This is a genomic window from Pseudomonas sp. p1(2021b) (assembly GCF_020151015.1).
In the GTDB taxonomy this organism is placed as follows: Bacteria; Pseudomonadota; Gammaproteobacteria; order Pseudomonadales; family Pseudomonadaceae; genus Aquipseudomonas; species Aquipseudomonas putida_K.
In genome coordinates, this window is the sequence record NZ_CP083746.1 from 358,649 (window position 1) to 376,799 (window position 18,151).

An 18,151-nucleotide genomic window follows, 5' to 3' on the forward strand; every position below is an offset into this window, starting at 1 on the left:
ATCGCCGGGGCCGCCATGCGGCCCCAGGGCGCTACCTGCCTAATACCCGGCAATAGAACTTCCATTCTTCTTCCAGCGCATGGGCCAGGTTTCTCGCCTGGCGAAACCCATGCCGCTCACCGGCATAGAAATGCCCCTCGGCCTCGACGCCGTTGGCCTTGAGCGCGTCGAGCATGGCGCGGGTCTGCTCTGGCACCACCACGGCATCCAACTCGCCTTGGAAGAAGATCACCGGCGCCTTGATCCGCCCGGCATGGAGCAAGGGGGTGCGTTGCCGGTAGCGCTCGAGGTCACATTCAGGGTCGCCGATCAGCCAGTCCAGGTAGTCGCCTTCGAACTTGTGCGTGGCGCGGCCCAGGGCGACCGGGTCGCTGACGCCGTAGAGGCTGGCGCCCGCGCGGAACACGTCATGGAAGGCCAGGGCGCACAAGGTGGTATAGCCGCCGGCACTGCCACCGCGGATGAACGCCTTGTGCGGGTCGACCAGGCCCAGCCCGGCCAGGTGATCGACTGCGGCGCAGGCGTCCTGCACGTCGAGTTCGCCCCAGCGCAGGTGCAAGGCGTGGCGGTAGGCACGGCCATAGCCGCTGCTGCCGCGGTAGTTGAGGTCGGCCACGGCGAAGCCGCGCTGGGTCCAGTACTGGATGCGTGGGTCGAAGACGGGGTAGCAGGCCGAGGTCGGACCGCCATGGATGAACACCACCAGCGGTGATGGCCCCTCCTGGTCTCTGGCCGGGTAATAGAAACCATGGGCCTCGCCATCGCCGCTGGGGTAGCGAATCGGGCGCGGGCGGCTGACCCGGGCGGCGGGGAGCGGCAGGCCACCGCCAGCCAATACCCGGGCATGCCCGGTCTGCCGGTCGAAAGCGATGACCGCCGGTGGATTCAGTGGCGAGGCGGCGATGGCATAGACGTGCCGCTCATCCAGGGCCAGGCTGCGAAAACGCGTGTAGTCGCTGCCCAAGCGCTGGACCGGCTGGCCCCCGCTGCGCAACCCCAGCAGTCCGAAACCGTCCTCGAACCAACTGGCAAGGTACGCGTCTGGCCCGAGCGCCAGCCAGGTGCTTGCGCCCAGCTGCCAAGGCGCGGCGGCATGATCCGCAGCGATAGCCGGCAAGGGCTGCCAGGCACCGTCGACTTCACCCCAGGGTTGCCAATAGCCGTTGCGGTCGGACAGGCAGTACAGCCGGCCCTGGGTATCGAAGCGCGGCTGCTGCAAAGACGCCTGCCGGCCAGCATCGCCTGCGATGCAACGGGCTGGGCCCCAGCTACCTTGGCGGTCGCGCTCCCGGCACATCAGACGGGTAGCGGTCCAAGGCTGCTCGGGGCGATCCCATTCGACCCAGGCCAGGCGCCGGCCATCGTCGCTGAGCGTAGGCGAGGCATAGAAATCCGCGCCTTCGGCCAATACCTCCCGGCCCTCGGCGCTGATCGCGACCAGCCGGTGCTGCACCTGGCTGGCATGGGCCTCCTCCACCGCGAACACCCGACCCTCATGCCACAGCACATCGCCATAGCGGCATTGCGCAGCTTGGGTCAGCGGACGTGGCGCCGAGCCGTCGAGGGCTTGGGTATACAGCTGTTGGTCGCTTTCATTGACGAACACCAGCCCGTCGCCGCCAAGGCAGAAACTGCCACCGCCATATTCATAGACCCGGCTGCGCGCGCTGAAACCGTCGGGCGTCAGGCAATGGGCCTGTTCGTTGCGCCAGTGCCAAAGGCGACAGGCACCATCGGCGGGGCGGAACTCGTTCCAGAACAGGCCGGCAGCGCCGACCTTGAGTTCGGCGAAGTCGGTACCGGCAGCCACGGCCTGGGCAGCACTGAAATCAACCTCGGGCAATGACATGGGAGTTGCGCTCATTGCGGAAAGTCATCTCTTCGATGGTCTGCTGGGCGGTCTCGGCTTCTTCACGGGCCTTGAGAATGAGGCCGTGGTCGGCCGACTTGGCGCACACCGGGTCGGCATTGCTGGCATCGCCGGTGAGCATGAAAGCCTGGCAGCGGCAGCCGCCGAAGTCCTTTTCCTTTTCGTCGCACGAGCGGCATGGCTCGGGCATCCAGTCGTAGCCGCGGAAGCGGTTGAAGCCGAAGGAGTCGTACCAGATGTGCCGCAGGTCATGCTCGCGTACATTGGGAAACTGCACCGGCAACTGGCGTGCGCCATGGCAGGGCAGGGCGGTACCGTCGGGGGTGATGGTGAGGAACAGGCTGCCCCAGCCGTTCATGCAGGCCTTGGGGCGCTCCTCGTAGTAATCCGGTGTGACGAAGATCAACTTGCAGGGGTTGCCGGCCGCCTTGAGCTTGTCGCGGTATTCGTTGGTGATGCGCTCGGCCCGTTCCAACTGTGCGCGGGTAGGCAGCAACCCCAGGCGATTGAGGTGTGCCCAGCCATAGAACTGGCAGGTGGCAAGCTCGACGAAATCGGCTTCCAGGGCGATGCACAGTTCGATGATGCGGTCGATCCTGTCGATATTATGCCGATGGGTGACAAAGTTCAGCACCATCGGGTAGCCGTGGGCCTTTACCGCGCGGGCCATTTCCAGTTTCTGGGCGAAGGCTTTCTTCGAGCCGGCCAGCAGGTTGTTCACCTGCTCGTCGCTGGCCTGGAAGCTGATCTGGATATGGTCCAGGCCAGCTTGCTTGAATGCGGCGATCTTCTGCTCGGTCAGGCCGATGCCCGAGGTGATCAGGTTGGTGTAGTAGCCAAGGCGCCGCGCCTCGCCGATCAGCTCGGCCAGGTCCTGGCGCACCAGCGGCTCACCGCCGGAAAAGCCCAGCTGGGCCGCGCCCAGCTCGCGGGCCTGGGCCATCACGCTGAACCACTGCTCGGTGGAGAGCTCCTGGCCCTGGGCGGCGAAGTCCAGCGGGTTGGAACAATACGGGCACTGCAGCGGGCAGCGGTAGGTCAGCTCGGCCAATAGCCACAGCGGCAAGCCGACCTCAGGCTTGGCCGGCATGTCAGGCGAGGACGATCCAGTGTTCGGCACGGGCCACCTCCATGAACTGCTCGATATCATCGGCCACTTCCGGGATACCGGGGAACTGGCGCTCCAGTTCGGCGATGATCGCTGCCACGTCACGCTGCCCATCGATCAACGCACCGATCAGGCCCGCGCTTTCGTTGAGCTTGATCATGCCCTCGGGGTAGAGCAGTACATGGCCCTTCTGCGCCGGCTCATACTGGAAACGATAGCCCGGGCGCCAGTTCGGCACCTGTCGACGGTCGAAACTCATAGGGCGATCCCCTTGTGCCAGGCCCGCTCGTTGGTGACGGTGTGGTAGGGCGGGCGGTTCAATTCATAGGCCATGCTCATGGCATCGAGCATGGTCCACAGGATATCCAGCTTGAACTGCAGGATCTCCAGCATACGCTCCTGGCCCTGGCGGGTGGTGTAGTGCTGCAAGGTGATCGCCAGGCCGTGCTCGACATCACGCCGGGCCTGGCCCAGACGGGTGCGGAAGTATTCATAGCCGGCCGGGTCGATCCAGGGGTAGTGCTGGGGCCAACTGTCCAGGCGCGACTGGTGGATCTGCGGGGCGAACAGCTCGGTCAGCGAGCTGCTGGCGGCTTCCTGCCAGCTGGCGCGGCGGGCGAAGTTGACATAGGCGTCCACGGCAAAGCGCACGCCTGGCAGTACCAGTTCCTGGGAGCGCAACTGCTCCGGATCCAGGCCCACGGCTTGGCCCAGGCGCAGCCAGGCCTCGATGCCGCCATCCTCGCCCGGCGCGCCGTCGTGGTCGAGCAGGCGCTGGATCCACTCGCGACGCACTTCGCGGTCCGGGCAGTTGGCCAGGATCGCGGCATCCTTCATCGGGATGTTGACCTGGTAGTAGAAGCGATTGGCCACCCAGCCCTGAATCTGCTCGCGGGTGGCGCGGCCTTCGTACATCGCCACGTGGTACGGGTGGTGGATATGGTAATAGGCGCCCTTGGCGCGCAGGGCCTGCTCGAACTCGGCAGGGGACATCGGCAGTGCGTCGCTCATTCAGCGGACTCCTGTTATGGCGAGGTCTCTGTAGGAGCGGGCTTGCCCCGCGATCAAGGGCGAAGCCCTTGCCATGTTCCGGCGTCCTGCCGGGGCTGGCCCTGTCGCGGCACAAGGCCGCTCCTACAAGGGGCGGGCAATACCCTTACAGCTCGATACTCATGCCGTCGTAGGCAACTTCGACGCCCCGGCGCAGCACTTCGGCCCGCTCGGGCGAGTCTTCATCGAGGATCGGGTTGGTGTTGTTGATGTGGATGAGCACCTTGCGCTGGCGAGGGAAGCCCTCCAGCACCTCGAGCATACCGCCTGGGCCATTCTGCGCCAGGTGGCCCATCTCGCGACCGGTACGGGTACCGACGCCCCGACGCTGCATTTCATCATCCTCCCACAGCGTGCCGTCGACCAGCAGGCAGTCGGCGCCTTGCATCATCTGCAGCAGCTGGTCGTCGACCTGCCCGAGGCCTGGGGCGTAGAACAGCTTGCCGCCGGTACGCAGGTCTTCCACCAGCAGGCCAAGGTTGTCCCCCGGGTGCGGGTCGAAGCGGTGCGGCGAATAGGGCGGCGCGGCGCTGCGCAGGGGGAAGGGGGTGAACTTGAGGTTCGGGCAGGCTGGGATGACGAAGCTGCCTTGCAGCTCGATGCGGTTCCACACCAAGCCACCATTCCAGTGGCTGAGCATGTTGAACAGTGGGAAGCCGGTGGTCAGGTCCTGGTGGACCATGTCGGTGCACCAGACCTGGTGCGGGCAGCCTTCGCGCAGGCTGAGCAGGCCGGTGGTGTGGTCGATCTGGCTGTCGAGCAGGACGATCGCATCGATGCCGGTGTCGCGCAGGGCTCGGGCTGGCTGCATGGGCGCAAAGCCCTGCAGCTGCGCGCGAATGTCCGGCGAGGCGTTGCACAGGACCCAGTGCTCGCCGTCATCGGAGAGGGCAATGGACGATTGGGTACGCGCCGTGGCGCGCAGGGTGCCGTCGCGATAGCCCTTGCAGTTGGCGCAGTTGCAGTTCCACTGGGGAAAACCGCCGCCAGCGGCGGAACCGAGGATCTGGATGTACATGGCCCCTCTCTGTGCAAAGCCGTATGCAGAAAACGAAAACGCCCCGGCGGACCGAGGCGTCGAAGCGCTGCGGTAATCAGCGGTTGGCGAAGTACATGGTCACTTCGAAGCCGATACGCAGGTCAGTGTATGCAGGTTTGGTCCACATGGGCGTTCTCCTTCCGGATGGGTTGGGGTGGTCAGCTACTTGTTTGGCGCCGCCTGAAGAAGGAGGTTCCATTGGCTGAGATTGCGCTATCTTACAAGAAAAATTTGTACTGAAAGGTTAATTATTCGAAAAGTGCCATTGCAGTCTCCGTAACAATCCTACGGATTTCACGGCCCATGCCCATCAGGTGCCGGACCGTTGGCCAGGCACAGCCAGCCATGATCGGCAGCCAGCAGCGCTTGCCTGAGATCGTCGAGTTGTTCTTGCGTTGTATTCAGGATAGACCGCTGCATGAGCTCGAGGTCGTCGGCTTGTGTCGCCAGGTGTGTCTGCCATGCCCATTCGGCGACCTCGGCGTTGGCCATGGCGCTTTCGTCGAATTGCGCGGCCAGCGCCTGGCGGGCTTCGGAGGCCAACGGCAGGTCTTCTGCCAGCAGCTGTAGCACATGATCAAGGATCTGCCCGAGACGGGTGTTGGGCGACTGCACGCCGAAGAGCAGGCCACCGACCCCTTCGACCTGACGAAAGGCGCTGAACACCGCGTAGCCCAACTGCAGCTCGACGCGCAGGCGCTGGTAGAAGGGCCCTTGCAGCACATGAGCGAGCAGCCGGCCTGCGGCTTGCAATCGCGCAGGCACTGGGCAGAACAACAGAAGGGCGTGTTCGTTGCCCTGAGTCTCTACCCACTGCCATTTGCGACCCTTGAAGGCTTTGGGGGATGCAGGGCCGGTCGGCAGGCCCGGTAGTGTTTTCAACGTTGCGCCCAAGGCCGACTGTGCGGCCTTGTCGAAGCCCACCAGTAACCCGTGCCAGCGAGCGGCCTGCCATAGCTCGCCCGGCCATTGCTGCGCTACTGCAGGGGCGGGCTGGGTCATGCCCCGGACGGCATCGGGCAAGGCCTTGAGCAGCATGCGCAGCGGGATCAGCTTGGGCTCCGGCGCGCAGGGCCGTGCATGGGGAGCCATCGCGGCGGCCCCTAGCAGCGGCAGGGCTTCCTTCATCGTATGCACGACGGCTTCCGGTAGACCTGCGCAAGTCAGCTGCAAGCAATCGCCAATGGCGATGAATGCCAATTTCACCGAAGCACGCTCGGCGCGTTCGACCAAGGGCTGTAGTGCGTGCGCGAACACTGGCTGCAAACGTGAGCGTGCATCCGACGGGACCTGCCAGCGCAGGTAGAGCGCGGCAAACCGGCGTGATGCAGGCAGGCTGGCGCTGATGGCCAGGCCTGTGGGCAATGGCGCTCTGTCATGCGGGTTGAAGCCGGGCTGGAGCAATGGCTCGGCTGGCGGGAGTTGCCATCGACCATGCCCGCTGCTTGGCAGGGTATGCAACAGTGCGCTGAATGCCCGCAGACCTTGCTCATCCAGCCCTTGGAAAGGCAGCCCCATGCTGTCCCGGCGAGCCAGTTCCAGGGCGCTGGCCGCTTGTTCGCGGTTGTACTGCAGGCAGGCGAACAGTTCGTTCAGACCCTGTGGATGCGCTTTGCCCAGAAAGCCCAGCCAGCCGTGCAACGATGCTTGGACCTGCTCGGGTGGGGCGTTTTCGCTTAACTGCAGGTGCAGCGCCCAGAGCAATTGACCCGCGTGTGAGTACAGAAGCTCGGCCTTCAAGCTCTGCAGCCAGCCTTGTTCGCGCACGTAGCCCAACCAGCTGCCGGGGCGATTGTCACTGAGGCAAGCGCGCAAGAGCTCGAAGGCCTGCTCTGCCTGCGGCGGCAACTGCTCGTGGGCGAACACCAGGTCCAGTGTTCCATCGCGTACGACCGGAGGGGCCATCGGCTCGCAGAGAAGGGGTGGCACAGGTACTCGTGCAGGACGCTTGCCGCTCGGAAACAGCGAGGCGAAGCGCACGCCCAGCGTCTGCAATGCATCCAGCGACTGCGGGCCACATAGGCTCAGGGCTATCTGGCCGCCCTGGTAGTGAGTCTGGTGAAACTGCCCGAGCCCCTGCTGGAACGCTGGGGCATGAATAGGCAGGGTATACCGGTTGCCCGCCTGGAAACCGCTCAACGGATGGCGGGTGGATACGCGCTGGAGCAAGGCGAATTGCCGCTGGGCCTCGGGGCTGCGCGACCAGGCGATGAACTCCGCGTGGATCACTTCCCGCTCACGGTGCTGGCGTTCGATACCCAGGTCGGGCTCGACGAGCATCTGGCAGAGACGCTCCAGCCCGCCTGCCAGTGCGGCGGGTGGGACTTCGAAGAAGAAATCGGTGGTGCGCTCGCGGGTGCTGGCGTTGACCTGGCCGCCCAAGCCCTGGACGTAGCGCATCAGGCCGTCTTCCAAGGGGAAGCGGGCATTGCCGAGGAAGAACAAATGCTCCAGGAAGTGCGCCAGGCCTGGCCATCTGGCTGGAGCGTCATGGCTGCCGGCATGCACTCGCAGTGCTGCTGCTGCGCGCTTTAGGCGCGGGGCATGGCGCAGGGTGAGCTGCAGGCCGTTGGCGAGGGTGAGGTGGCGGGTGGCGTCTGGCATGGGGTAATGCTAACGCATTTGCTGGCCCAATCGCGGGACAAGCCCGCTCCCACACGGGTTGCGTCCGGGCTTACTCCGCGATTGACCGGCCCAGCGGCCCGGATCGATCTCACCCGTTACGCGAATGCAGCTCTTGCCGCAGATCCGTCAGGTAGGGAAACGCCGCGCGCCCGCGTACTACCCGCTCTCGATCCAGCTCCGCCAGCAGCACGCTCTCATCTCGCTCAGCCATCGCCAACACGTCCCCATCCGGCCCGACGATGCTGCTCTGCCCGCAATACCGGATTTCACCCTCAGCGCCACAATAGTTGGCGTACACCAGGTAGCACTGGTTCTCCTGCGCCCGTGCCCGCACGGTGACCTGGCAGATGAAATCGTAGGGCTCCATGTTCGCGGTCGGCACCAGAATAAGCTCGGCGCCGGCCAGGGCCAGGCGACGCGCGTTTTCCGGGAACTCGATGTCGTAGCAGATCAGCATGCCGAGCTTCCAGCCGCCCAACTCGACCACCGGGAAGTGGTCGGGGCCGGGGCTGAACATGGCACGGTCCAAGTCGCCGAACAGGTGAGTCTTGCGGTAGTTGCACAGGCTGCGGCCCTGGGCATCGATCAACTGCACGCTGTTGTAGATCGCGCCGTCCTCGGCGCGCTCGGGGTAGCCGTAGACGATGGCGATGCGGTTGGCCTGGGCGATTTCCACCACTGCCATGGCCGACGCACCATCATCGGCCTCGGCCAGACGTTGCACCGCTTGCAGCCCGATGTTGTAGCCGCTCAGGAACATCTCTGGGCATACCAGCAACTGGGCGCCGCGGGCGGCCGCCAGCTGCGCCTGCTGGTGCAGGCGCTCAAGGTTGCCGGCCACGTCCAGTGGCCGGGGCGCGCCCTGGTAGAGAGCGATGCGCATGGTGCCTCCTTGTCTTCAGTCGGGCAGGGCGATCGGCCCGATCTCGTGAAAGACGTCGCCTGGGCCTGGGTTCTCCGGGTGGGTCTTGCCACCGAAGTGGTTCATGATACCCCACACCGCATTGAGCGATGTCTGCACCGCACCTTCCACCCAAGCCGGTGTCCACGACACATCATCGCCGGCGATGAAGATACCGCGCTGCTCGGCCGGCATGTCCTGCTGCATGAAGTGCGCGTACATGCGCTGGTTATAGCGGTAGTGCCCCGGCAGCGCGCCCTTGAAGGCGCCGAGGAAGTACGGGTCGGCTTCCCAGGAAATGGTGATCGGGTCACCGATGATGTGGCCCGCGATATCGGTCTTCGGGTAGATCTTCTTCAGGGCATCGAGAGCCAGTTGCACGCGTTTCTCGGTCGGGTGCGGCAGCATCTTCAGGGCGTCGCTCATCCACGCGTAGGACAGGCAGATGACCCCGGGCTTGTCGTCGCCGTTGTCGAACAGGTAGGTGCCACGGGTCAGGCGGTCGGTGAGCGTCATGCTCATCAGGTCACGACCGGTCTCCGGGTCCTTGTCCTTCCAGAACGGCCGGTCGACCATGACGAAGGTCTTGGACGATTGCATGTAGCGGGTGCGGTCCAGGGCCATCCACATCTTTTGCGAGAACAGCGACTCCTCGCAATCGATCTGGGTGGTCAGCAGCCAGGTCTGGCAGGTGGCGAGCACGGCCGCGTAGTGGCGGGTGTCACCCCAGTTGTCGGTGACCGCCAGGCTGCCATCGCTGGCGCGGTGGATGCGCTTGACCCCGGCGCGCGGCGCACCGCCGTGCAATGAGCTGAGGCTGGTGCCGGCCGGCCAATGGGCGCAGCGCTCCGGCACGTGGCGCCAGATACCCTGCGGCACCTGCTCCACGCCGCCGACCACCAGATGCTGGTGGTCGTCGCAGTTGGTCATCACCACGCGGAAGATTTCCAGCATCGAGTTGGGGAAATCCGAATCCCAGCCGCCGGTACCGAAGCCGACCTGGCCGAACACTTCGCGGTGCTGGAAGCTCAGCTTGGCGAACGAGCGCGATGTGGCGACGAAGTCATAGAAGGTGCGGTCGTCCCACAGTGGTACCAGGGTATTCCACAGCTCCTTGAGGCGCGGCACGTCGCGGTCGCGGATGGCCTGCTGGATATCGCCGAACTGGGCGCCGCTTTCCAAGGCATCGGCCCAGGCATCGGCCACCTCCTGGAACAGCGCCGGCAGGTCGGAGATCTTCTCGGCGTAGTAGGTCTGGCCTTCCAGGTCGATCACGGTGCTGCCCGAGGCTGGGGTCAGCGGGTTGGGGAATGGCTTGGTCTCAAGGCCCAGCTTGTCGACATAGTGGTAGAAGGCCGTGGACGAGACCGGGAAACGCATGCCGCCCAGCTCGGCGACGATGCCGTCGGTGCCATTGAAAGCCTGCGAACGCAGGCGCCCACCCAGCTTGGACGCCTCGTACACCACGGGCTTGAGGCCCAGCTTCATCAACTCGTAGGCCGCCACCAGGCCCGCGATACCGCCACCGACAATGGCGACCTCCTCACCGTGGCGCTCTGCCGGGATGCTGCCCAGGCCGGCGGGGTGCTCCAGCCAATCGTCGAACGCGAAGGGGAAGTCCGGGCCGAAGATGGTGATGGGTTTCTTGCCGTCGGCGGGGTGGCGGTTTTTCTTGTTCATGTGATGACCTTGCCAGGGGCTGCGCAGAGGGCGGAGCCTGAGTATAGGAAATTGCCTGGAGGCCATTTTAGGGAGTGGGGTGTTCGTAATTAAGGTGCAGAGTGGCGTCGTTACGTGTGGATGATCATCTAAACGATCGTTCTTTTGCGCATAATGACGACAGGCATGAGCCCCGCGCATCAACTCAGCCCGGTTGCCCCCGGTCGACCTTGCTGCTGAGGATGATGGAGGTGGTCGTCTTCTCCACCCCTTCCAGGCTGCCGATCTGGTCGAGCAACTGGTCCAGCTGTTCGGGCGAGTCGCTGCTGAGCCAGGCGACGTAGTCGAATTCGCCGCTGACCGCGCACAGTTGCTGGACCTGCCCCATGGCGGTGAGCCGGCGCACGATGTCCTTGCCCGAGCGGGGTTGTGCCTTGATGCCCACATAGGCTTGCAGGCCACCGCCGATCAGGCGCTGGCCCAGGCGCACGCCATAGCCGGTGATGACCTTGCTCTTTTCCAGGCGCTCCAGGCGCGAGTTCACGGTGGTGCGGGCAATGCCCAGCTGGCGGGCGAGAGTGGCGACGCTTTCGCGCGCGTTGATCTGCAGCAGGGCGATCAACTGGCGGTCGATTTCGTCGAGGGCGATGGGGCGGATGTCCGACATGGCGAATCTCGGCTATGGGGCCGCCAGACTATCTGTCGCTCGACTGGCTAGCAAGCTAGTGGCGCTGGTGGGCACTTCGGAATGGCGCTCGGTTGAATCTTGATGTCGAGATGCCGTTCATTCTTTGTGATCTCGCATGGGGCCAGTATCATGCTGCCAATGCTTGCCACATTGAGGTGGCAGGGACGAGATTGGAAGGGGCCGTTGTGAGCAAGGTGCATTTTGATGTCGATGCGGTTTATTGCATCTCGCTGGAAGCGCGCAATGATCGACGCGAGTTGTTTCGGAATACTGTTTCCACACTCATCGATAATCCAGTCATCTTTCATATCGTCGAAAAAAATCAGGACCCGCAGCGGGGTTGCTACGAATCGCACCAGCAGCTGGCACAACGGGCCCTGGACGAAGGCCTAGAGCGCGTCCTCATTTTCGAGGATGACGTAAAGCCCTATACCTTGAAGGCTCGCCAGGTCCGCTGGATCAACCGCTTCCTGCGCACCCGCAGATTCCAGGCGTTGCACCTAGGCTATAGCATGGGCTCGATCTGGTTGACGTGGTTTCCTTTCATAGCGCGCGGTCGTGTCGTGGCGTTGCATGCCTATGTACTTTCCCGAGAGGGCTGCCAGATCGTTGCGCAGACGCCGTATGACGGCCAGCCGGTGGACGTGATGATCAAGAAAAAGCTCAAACAATACTGCGCATTTCCAATGATGTTTCGTCAACATGCGGCGTGTGTGACCGGTAGTGATTTGGAAACAGTCGTGCGAAATGAGGACGCATGGTGGGAGAGAAATTGGGACAAGCATGTTCGATCGGCAGTGAGGAATCTTTGGCGTACGGCCTTGCGAGTGAGATTTTGACACTATCGCTGTGGCGTTAATGCGAGAGCTCGACCCAGTTGTTCAGCGTGCTATCTGGTAACGTGTGCTTCGCCCGCCACCAGGCAGCCGCTCGATACAGCCCTTTTCCAGTAGGTCACTCAAATGCCGGGTCGCGGTGGCTTTGGATACCTTGGCCACGGCTTGGTACTGAGCGGCGCTGATACCGTTCTCGAAGCCACGTTCGCCTCCGTCGAGCAGGCGGTTGAGCACTTTGATCTGCTCGGCAGACAAGGCTTGGCTACGGTGAGCCTGCCAGAAGCGCGCCTTGACCAGCACACGATCAATCCGAGCAAGCGCCTGCTCCAGGCTCTTGAGCAATGTCTCGAGAAACCACTGTAGCCAGGCAGTGATGTCCAGGCCGCCTTTCTGGCTGGCTTCGAGGATGCGGTAGTAACCGGTGCGGTCATCGAGGATGCTCGCCGACATAGCGTAAAAGCGGATGGCCTGCTGCTCGCCCTGAGCTAGCGCCAGATCGGTAATGGCGCGCGTAAGGCGACCGTTGCCGTCATCGAAGGGGTGCAGGGTAACGAACCAGAAATGAGCGATGCCGGCGCGCAGAAAGGGATCAAGGCTGGCATCGCTGCGACTGGCCTCGAACCAGGCGAGAAAGTCGGCCAGCTGCGTTTCCAGCCCTGTGCGAGGAGGGGCTTCGAAATGTACGGTAGGGCGGTCGATCCGGCCGGAAACCACCTGCATGGGCTCTTCGCCGCGCAGTGTGCCGATATGTAGTGGTCGTGTCAGCATTTGTTCATCGCTGGGGAACAGCCAACGGTGCCATGTGAAAAGTCGCTGTTCGTCCAGCGGCTGTTGATACGCACGGGTGGCGTCGAACAGTAGTTCCGCCAGGCCTTCGGAGCGTGAGGTGGTGCGACCCTCTTCGTTCAGCCCCAGGCGCCGCGCCAGTGATGAGCGCACTGAGCCGACATTCAGTTGCTCACCTTCAATGGCTGAAGAAGTGACGATGTTCTGCAGCATGGCATCCAGGCTGCTGTGCACTTCGGCGTCGCCTCCCACCGCGTCGAGCATGCCTAACAACCGTCCCTGAACCTGACCGCAAGCGCGCAACAGCGGCGCAAGCGCTTCGGCTTGCCAGCTGAAGTGTGGCCACTCGGGTTGTTGCCAGATCCAGAGTGCGTCGTTCATGAGAGGTCTTCATCTATGAGCCGATTAGCGAGCCTATTCGGCTCATATGGTGAGCCGATAATGCAGATTATTCGGCTCACTGTCTATTTTCCAAGCTAGGCCGTTTAGCTTTGAGTTGGTAGGGCTCTGTCCAACTGGAACCCGATCGCGGACCGCTGTGGACACATTGTGGACGCTTGCCCCACTTGTGAAAGGTTATATCCGCGTAAATGTGGGGTCGCAGAAACAGCAAAGCCGCGCAATGCGCGGCTTCAAGATTGGTGGGCCCACACGGACTCGAACCGTGGACCAAAGGATTATGAGTTCGCCAATGACACCGCTGCGCTAGGTTTCATTGGGTTACACGAGGAAACGGTACAGGACGCGAAAGTACAGGGCAATCAGTACGTTAGCGAACGGTAGGTTACAGGTGAGGACCTTCGTACTGTACCGGTAGTGTACCTGGGCGAGTGGCTTGTTTTGTACCGTCGATCCGGCGTCCCTGCCGGCGCTGGTGTCCAGGCCCCGGGCAAAAAGCCGCCCGGGGCCTGGCTCGGCATCCATGCCTCACCAGCTTCGCTGTTGCAAGGGCGCTGATCTCTGTACCGCTCAGCCTACTGGCTATAGGATAGCTAAATGCCGCGACGGGAACCGGCTTATCGTGCCGATTCGGCTGAAGATGGGCTGCTTTAAGGATTCTTGAGCTGTCAGCGGATTATTTTAGGAAGAATGCACATGCTGATTGATAAAGCATGCTAGGAGTGTCAGTTTGACCAGTCTAAAAATGCGGGTGCAGTCTCATGTACTGAAATTGCTCGGTGATCAGTTGATAGGCCACGATAGGCTTGCCGTGTTTGAGCTGGTAAAGAACTCATATGATGCCGATGCGACAAAAGTCGATGTAACTCTAAACCTGGAGAGTCCTACGCCATTTATTTCCATATCCGATGATGGGTGTGGGATGAATTTAAGTGATATTGAATCAAAGTGGCTAGAAGTAGGGACGGATTCCAAACGAAGCTCTGCTGGCAAAAAGCCTTCGCCTAGGTTCAAACGCCTGCCGCTTGGCGAGAAAGGGGTTGGGCGCTTAGCTATTCAAAAACTAGGTGAAACAGTTCATGTTGTTACAAAAAAGAAAAATGAGGATGAACTAGAGTTCACAATTAACTGGGACGACTTGGTCGGTGGGGGGAAGTATCTCGATCAGGGTCTTTCTGTGTCTGTCGTAACGAATTCTCCCCCTAAGTTCATCTTGGGTGAATCCGGCACTACGCTGACGGTTACAGACCTGTCTCGAAGTGAGTGGAGTAAGAGAGAGGTTAGGGACTTGTATCGTTTAATTACCTCTCTTGGGAACCCCATAAATAAAATTGGATCGTTTGAGGTGGTGCTTAACCTACCTGGGCGCGAAGGCGATATTGAGGATCTGCCATCAGCTAAGGATATGTTAAATGCTGCAATGTGGACTTTTGACTTTAGCTTGTCTGATGACGGTGTTTTCTCCTGGGATTATAAGTTCAGCCCTCCTGCATACAAAGGGCTAAAGCCCTCGTCTGAAAGTAAAGCAGGTGACAGGCTGGAGCTTGTTAAGGCGGCTGAAGAGGACGACACGGATGGTGTGCCAGCAATCTTCCTTTCCCCTGAAATGCTTCAAGGTATAGGTCCTATAAAGGGGAAGATTTATGCATATCACCGTCGAACCGAGATACTTAAGGAAACAGGGTCTGCAAAGCTCATTACCGACTGGATCAGATCTCAGGCAGGTGTAAGGGTTTATCGAGACCAAGTCCGCGTGTTCAACTATGGGGAGCCGGGAGATGACTGGCTCGGCTTGAATGTCCGTAGGATTAATAGGCCTGCTGGAAAACTGGGTACGGACAGTTTGCTAGGGTATATTGATCTTGATTTGTCTCTCAGTTCTGGGTTGAAAGAAAAGACGAACCGAGAAGGTTTCGATGAGAATTTAACCTATAGAAATCTTCAGCGGGTAGTGCTCAGCATTTTTGATAAGTTTGAGCGTTTGCACGGACCGCACCGGAAAGAAATTGATAAGGCCATCAAGGGCGAGACTAAAATAGTTCCTGTTGAAGAGGCTTTTGAGTCGTTAAAAGAAATTGCGAAGAAAAATAATATTGAGTCTGAGGTTAAACCGGTAGTTGACTCATTGCAAGCGCAGTTAAATAGCTATCGCACTGTAATGCTCAATTCTGGCATGGCAGGTTTGAACTTGTCTTTGGCTTTTCATGAGATGGTTCATGGGGTCGATACCCTCACAAGGCAGCTTGAGGCGAACAGTGGTAAGAGTACTCTAGAACAAACAATTACCAACCTTCGAAAGCTTCTCGATACTTTCAAGCCTTTGCTGAATAAAGAGCGCCCAAGGAAGATAACTGCCAGGGAACTAGTGGCCAGGGCTCTTGATATGAACTCAGGACGCTTCAAGAGGCACGAACTTGTACTCTCGAACCGCGTTTCGGATGATGGGGTTTCTTTCCCTGTAAGTGGGCCTTTGAATCTTTTGATGGGGGCTATAAATAACATTATCGATAATGCTATTTATTGGGCAAGATATCAGGCTCAAAAAGTCGGAAGACAAGGCGCAGTGCTAATTATGTCGAGTTGGGATAGCGAGCGCAGGAGTGGTTCGTTGGCGATAATTGATAACGGCCCTGGCTTCGAACTTCCCCTAGATCAACTGTGCACGCCATTCGTTTCAAACCGAGCCGAGGGTATGGGATTAGGTCTCTATTATTCAAAAATGGTAATGGAGTCGATTGATGGGAGCCTGGTCCTGTGCTCGGCGGAGGAGCTACGAGACGAATTTGAGTTTTCTGAAGCTTATGACGGCGCCGCGGTTATTTTCCAGTTCAAGGAAGAAAAATGATTCCGAAATTTGTTCGAGTTGCTGCTGTTGATAATGAGCGCGATCATTTAGATAAAATACATTCTGCTCTAGTTTCCGCTGGTTTTTGGGCCATGCCATTTCTTTATGATTTTGGCTCGGTTAAACCTCTACCGCCTAGCCCATACAACGGCGTAAGAATAATTTTCTCGGATATTCATCTTGTTGATGGTGGGATGAATAATATGGCGCAGCAGGCACTTGCAATTATTGCCTGCCTGAAGAAAATCGTATGTGATGGCCCTTATGCGTTAATCTTTTGGACCCAATTTCCAGAGGATGCGGAGCAGGTGTTTCGCGAGATTCTTGCACGTACAGGCGATGAGCTTATTGCCCCTGTAGGTTTCGGATGTATAGATAAAAGTCTGGTGCTGGGTTTGGAGGAAAATCCAGAGCGACTACCGGATCTCCTGACACAAATAAATTCGGCTATTGAGAGTTGCGGGGCTCTATTGCTTTCGATCTCTTGGGAAGAGCGCGTCTCACAGGCAGCGATCCGTTCGACTTATCGCCTATTTGATTTGGCTCACCAGGAAGCGGCTGGCGGCTCGCTTGAACAGTGGCATCAACTATTAGCATACTTGGCAGTAGAGGCTGTCGGTGAACCACAAGCTAGAAGAACACCTGTTTCCGCGATGGATGCAGCACTTTTACCTATATTAGAAGATCGTCTTCATGTATCCGCTGAAGATGTTGCACCCTTGAATGCACTACTTGAGCAAAAAATTGGTACTGGGACGGGAGCCGTATCCAAGTCGAGCCTAAATGCCCATTATCTTGTTTCGACTCTAGGAAATGCAGCAGCTTTTGCTTCTAGTCGAGGCGTGGTCTCAGTCATAAATAAAGAAGGATGGGATGCTGACCAATTAGAACTGTGGGGGCAGACCTGCAATCAAGTTCTGGTCCAGGAATTCTTTTTGTCGGGGCAGCAGAATGTCGATGAAGCGCTGTTAGGTACTCTAAAACCATGTGTAGTCACACTGACCCCAGAATGCGACGATGTGCAAGGTAAAGTCGGAAGTTTTAGATATCTATTGGGGGTCCTGATACCGTATTCAGAGCCTGTAAGGGCGCGCTATTACAGTAAAAGTAAGAGGCAGTATTCTAATCTTTCAATATTCGACGTCGGAGTTCTATCTATTGATGTCGGAGACGGCGTGAAGGATTATTGTCTTCTGATATCCTGCAATAGGTTTTTTGCAAAACCTACTGCAGAGCTTTTAAATGTTGAGCCTAAGCTGAGACTACGGCGGGCGACTCTTGAAGAGCTGAGTCATCACTATGCGACTCATGCTCGGAGGCCTGGAGTGATGCGTTTTTCAGTGTATTAGTTTTGGTGTCAAGACTTTTGATAATGGCTGCCATTACGGGGGAGCATACAGCGTTACCCAATAGACGGATTCGATTTCGTTTGGTGACTTCTGGAAATATATAATTTCCTGGAAAGCCCATTGCTCGCCGTAATTCGTCTGGTTGTAACATTCGCATGTAGTGGCCCGAGTTCGTCGGCACTACAAGCGCAAACCGATCCACAGTGGTGACGGTGCGAAGCGGGGCGTCAAGAGATTGCCAGCCTCCCGCACCGTCGTTACCATAGTACACAAGAAGAAATGGAACGCTGTCGCCTAAAGCTGCAATAGCTCTCTCTGCTCGTTTAATTGTATCCGCTGCACGCCCCTCTTTTTGAAGGGGGGTCATTGGCCAGGTTCCATCAGGGTCTAAGATATCCTTGGCAGATTTTACCTTCTCAGTTGTTTTATATACTGCCGCAGGTTCTGATACTAAGTCAGCAATAAGGAATAGACGCTTCCTGCGTTGGGGTACGCCAAAGTCTGCGGAGTCAAGGACTTGTTCACGAAGCTTGTAGCCAAGCAACTCCAGTTCAGACTTTAGTTCTGGGTATCTAGGCCAAGGCTTCATGTGTGTAACATTTTCAAGAACGATCCACCGAGGCTTCATTTCTTTTGCGTATCTAACCACTTGAAGCGCGGTTTCCTTACTTTCCTCGGAACGAGGTTTGTTACCTCGCGCGCAAGTGTGGTGTGTGCACTCGGGCGACGAAAGGAGGAGATCAATGGGCCCGGTCTGCTTGATCACATCAGAGGGGGCCAACAGGCGAAGGTCGCCCGTGAAGACTGCGGCACGAGGGAAATTGAGGCCAAACGCTTGGGTGGCGATGGGCCACATGTCTACGCCCCCAACGACTTCTGCACCTGCCAGCCGGGCTCCGAGACTGCTACCACCCCCGCCGCAGAACATGTCAAAAACCCTAATCCTTTCCATAGCGTGGCGCTCTCTGTTGAATGGGCATCACGTTACCAGGTCAA

The 18,151-nt window shown here is 59.4% G+C and carries 15 protein-coding genes; 3 read left to right on the forward strand and 12 right to left on the reverse strand.

Translation table 11 applies throughout. From position 1 onward, the window contains the following. Positions 1-31 precede the first annotated feature (31 nt). From K8374_RS01575 to K8374_RS01620, 10 genes are all read right to left on the reverse strand, one after another. Positions 32-1,864, reverse strand: coding sequence for an alpha/beta hydrolase family protein (locus K8374_RS01575; protein WP_224457700.1), 1,833 nt, complete (start codon positions 1,862-1,864; stop codon positions 32-34). After that, positions 1,830-2,990 carry a pyrroloquinoline quinone biosynthesis protein PqqE gene (gene pqqE, locus K8374_RS01580; protein WP_411969583.1) on the reverse strand — a complete coding sequence of 387 codons (1,161 nt, stop codon included), beginning with the start codon at positions 2,988-2,990 and terminating at the stop codon, positions 1,830-1,832. Before pqqE ends, K8374_RS01575 begins: the two co-directional genes overlap by 35 nt. Further along, positions 2,962-3,237 (reverse strand): pyrroloquinoline quinone biosynthesis peptide chaperone PqqD, encoded by a 276-nt coding sequence (gene pqqD / locus K8374_RS01585; RefSeq protein ID WP_084856229.1) that lies wholly within the window; start codon positions 3,235-3,237, stop codon positions 2,962-2,964. Before pqqD ends, pqqE begins: the two co-directional genes overlap by 29 nt. Continuing rightward, positions 3,234-3,989, reverse strand: a complete 756-nt coding sequence (gene pqqC, locus K8374_RS01590) for a pyrroloquinoline-quinone synthase PqqC (protein WP_084856227.1) — start codon at positions 3,987-3,989, stop codon at positions 3,234-3,236. Before pqqC ends, pqqD begins: the two co-directional genes overlap by 4 nt. A gap of 145 nt (positions 3,990-4,134) precedes the next feature. Beyond that, a complete protein-coding gene (gene pqqB / locus K8374_RS01595; protein WP_224457701.1) occupies positions 4,135-5,046 on the reverse strand; it encodes a pyrroloquinoline quinone biosynthesis protein PqqB in 912 nt (303 codons plus the stop codon). A 76-nt stretch (positions 5,047-5,122) separates the two neighbouring features. Then, on the reverse strand, positions 5,123-5,194 hold the full coding sequence (gene pqqA, locus K8374_RS01600; RefSeq protein WP_003243383.1) for a pyrroloquinoline quinone precursor peptide PqqA: 72 nt from the start codon (positions 5,192-5,194) through the stop codon (positions 5,123-5,125). 167 nt (positions 5,195-5,361) lie between these two features. Continuing rightward, the gene (pqqF, locus tag K8374_RS01605) at positions 5,362-7,671 is read right to left on the reverse strand and encodes a pyrroloquinoline quinone biosynthesis protein PqqF (RefSeq protein ID WP_224457702.1); all 2,310 of its coding nucleotides are present in this window, start codon (positions 7,669-7,671) and stop codon (positions 5,362-5,364) included. A 109-nt stretch (positions 7,672-7,780) separates the two neighbouring features. Next, positions 7,781-8,575: a carbon-nitrogen hydrolase family protein gene (locus K8374_RS01610; RefSeq protein WP_224457703.1), complete on the reverse strand. Its 795-nt coding sequence runs from the start codon at positions 8,573-8,575 to the stop codon at positions 7,781-7,783. A gap of 15 nt (positions 8,576-8,590) precedes the next feature. Further along, positions 8,591-10,273, reverse strand: a complete 1,683-nt coding sequence (locus K8374_RS01615; RefSeq protein WP_224457704.1) for a flavin monoamine oxidase family protein — start codon at positions 10,271-10,273, stop codon at positions 8,591-8,593. A gap of 184 nt (positions 10,274-10,457) precedes the next feature. Further along, positions 10,458-10,919, reverse strand: a complete 462-nt coding sequence (locus K8374_RS01620; protein ID WP_084856216.1) for an Lrp/AsnC family transcriptional regulator — start codon at positions 10,917-10,919, stop codon at positions 10,458-10,460. 92 nt (positions 10,920-11,011) lie between these two features. Here K8374_RS01620 and K8374_RS01625 point away from each other — a divergent pair, with 92 nt between their 5' ends. Beyond that, positions 11,012-11,779 carry a hypothetical protein gene (locus K8374_RS01625; protein WP_318010857.1) on the forward strand — a complete coding sequence of 256 codons (768 nt, stop codon included), beginning with the start codon at positions 11,012-11,014 and terminating at the stop codon, positions 11,777-11,779. A gap of 42 nt (positions 11,780-11,821) precedes the next feature. Here K8374_RS01625 and K8374_RS01630 read toward each other — a convergent pair whose 3' ends face one another. Beyond that, positions 11,822-12,943: a Fic family protein gene (locus K8374_RS01630; protein ID WP_224457705.1), complete on the reverse strand. Its 1,122-nt coding sequence runs from the start codon at positions 12,941-12,943 to the stop codon at positions 11,822-11,824. Positions 12,944-13,691: 748 nt separating this feature from the next. Here K8374_RS01630 and K8374_RS01635 point away from each other — a divergent pair. Further along, complete coding sequence (locus tag K8374_RS01635) at positions 13,692-15,806, forward strand: ATP-binding protein (protein ID WP_224457706.1); 2,115 nt, start codon at positions 13,692-13,694, stop codon at positions 15,804-15,806. Then, a complete protein-coding gene (locus K8374_RS01640) occupies positions 15,803-17,155 on the forward strand; it encodes a hypothetical protein (RefSeq protein WP_224457707.1) in 1,353 nt (450 codons plus the stop codon). The genes K8374_RS01635 and K8374_RS01640 overlap by 4 nt, the downstream gene beginning before the upstream one ends. Here K8374_RS01640 and K8374_RS01645 read toward each other — a convergent pair. Continuing rightward, a complete protein-coding gene (locus K8374_RS01645; protein ID WP_224457708.1) occupies positions 17,058-18,107 on the reverse strand; it encodes a DNA cytosine methyltransferase in 1,050 nt (349 codons plus the stop codon). The genes K8374_RS01640 and K8374_RS01645 overlap by 98 nt on opposite strands. Positions 18,108-18,151: the final 44 nt, after the last annotated feature.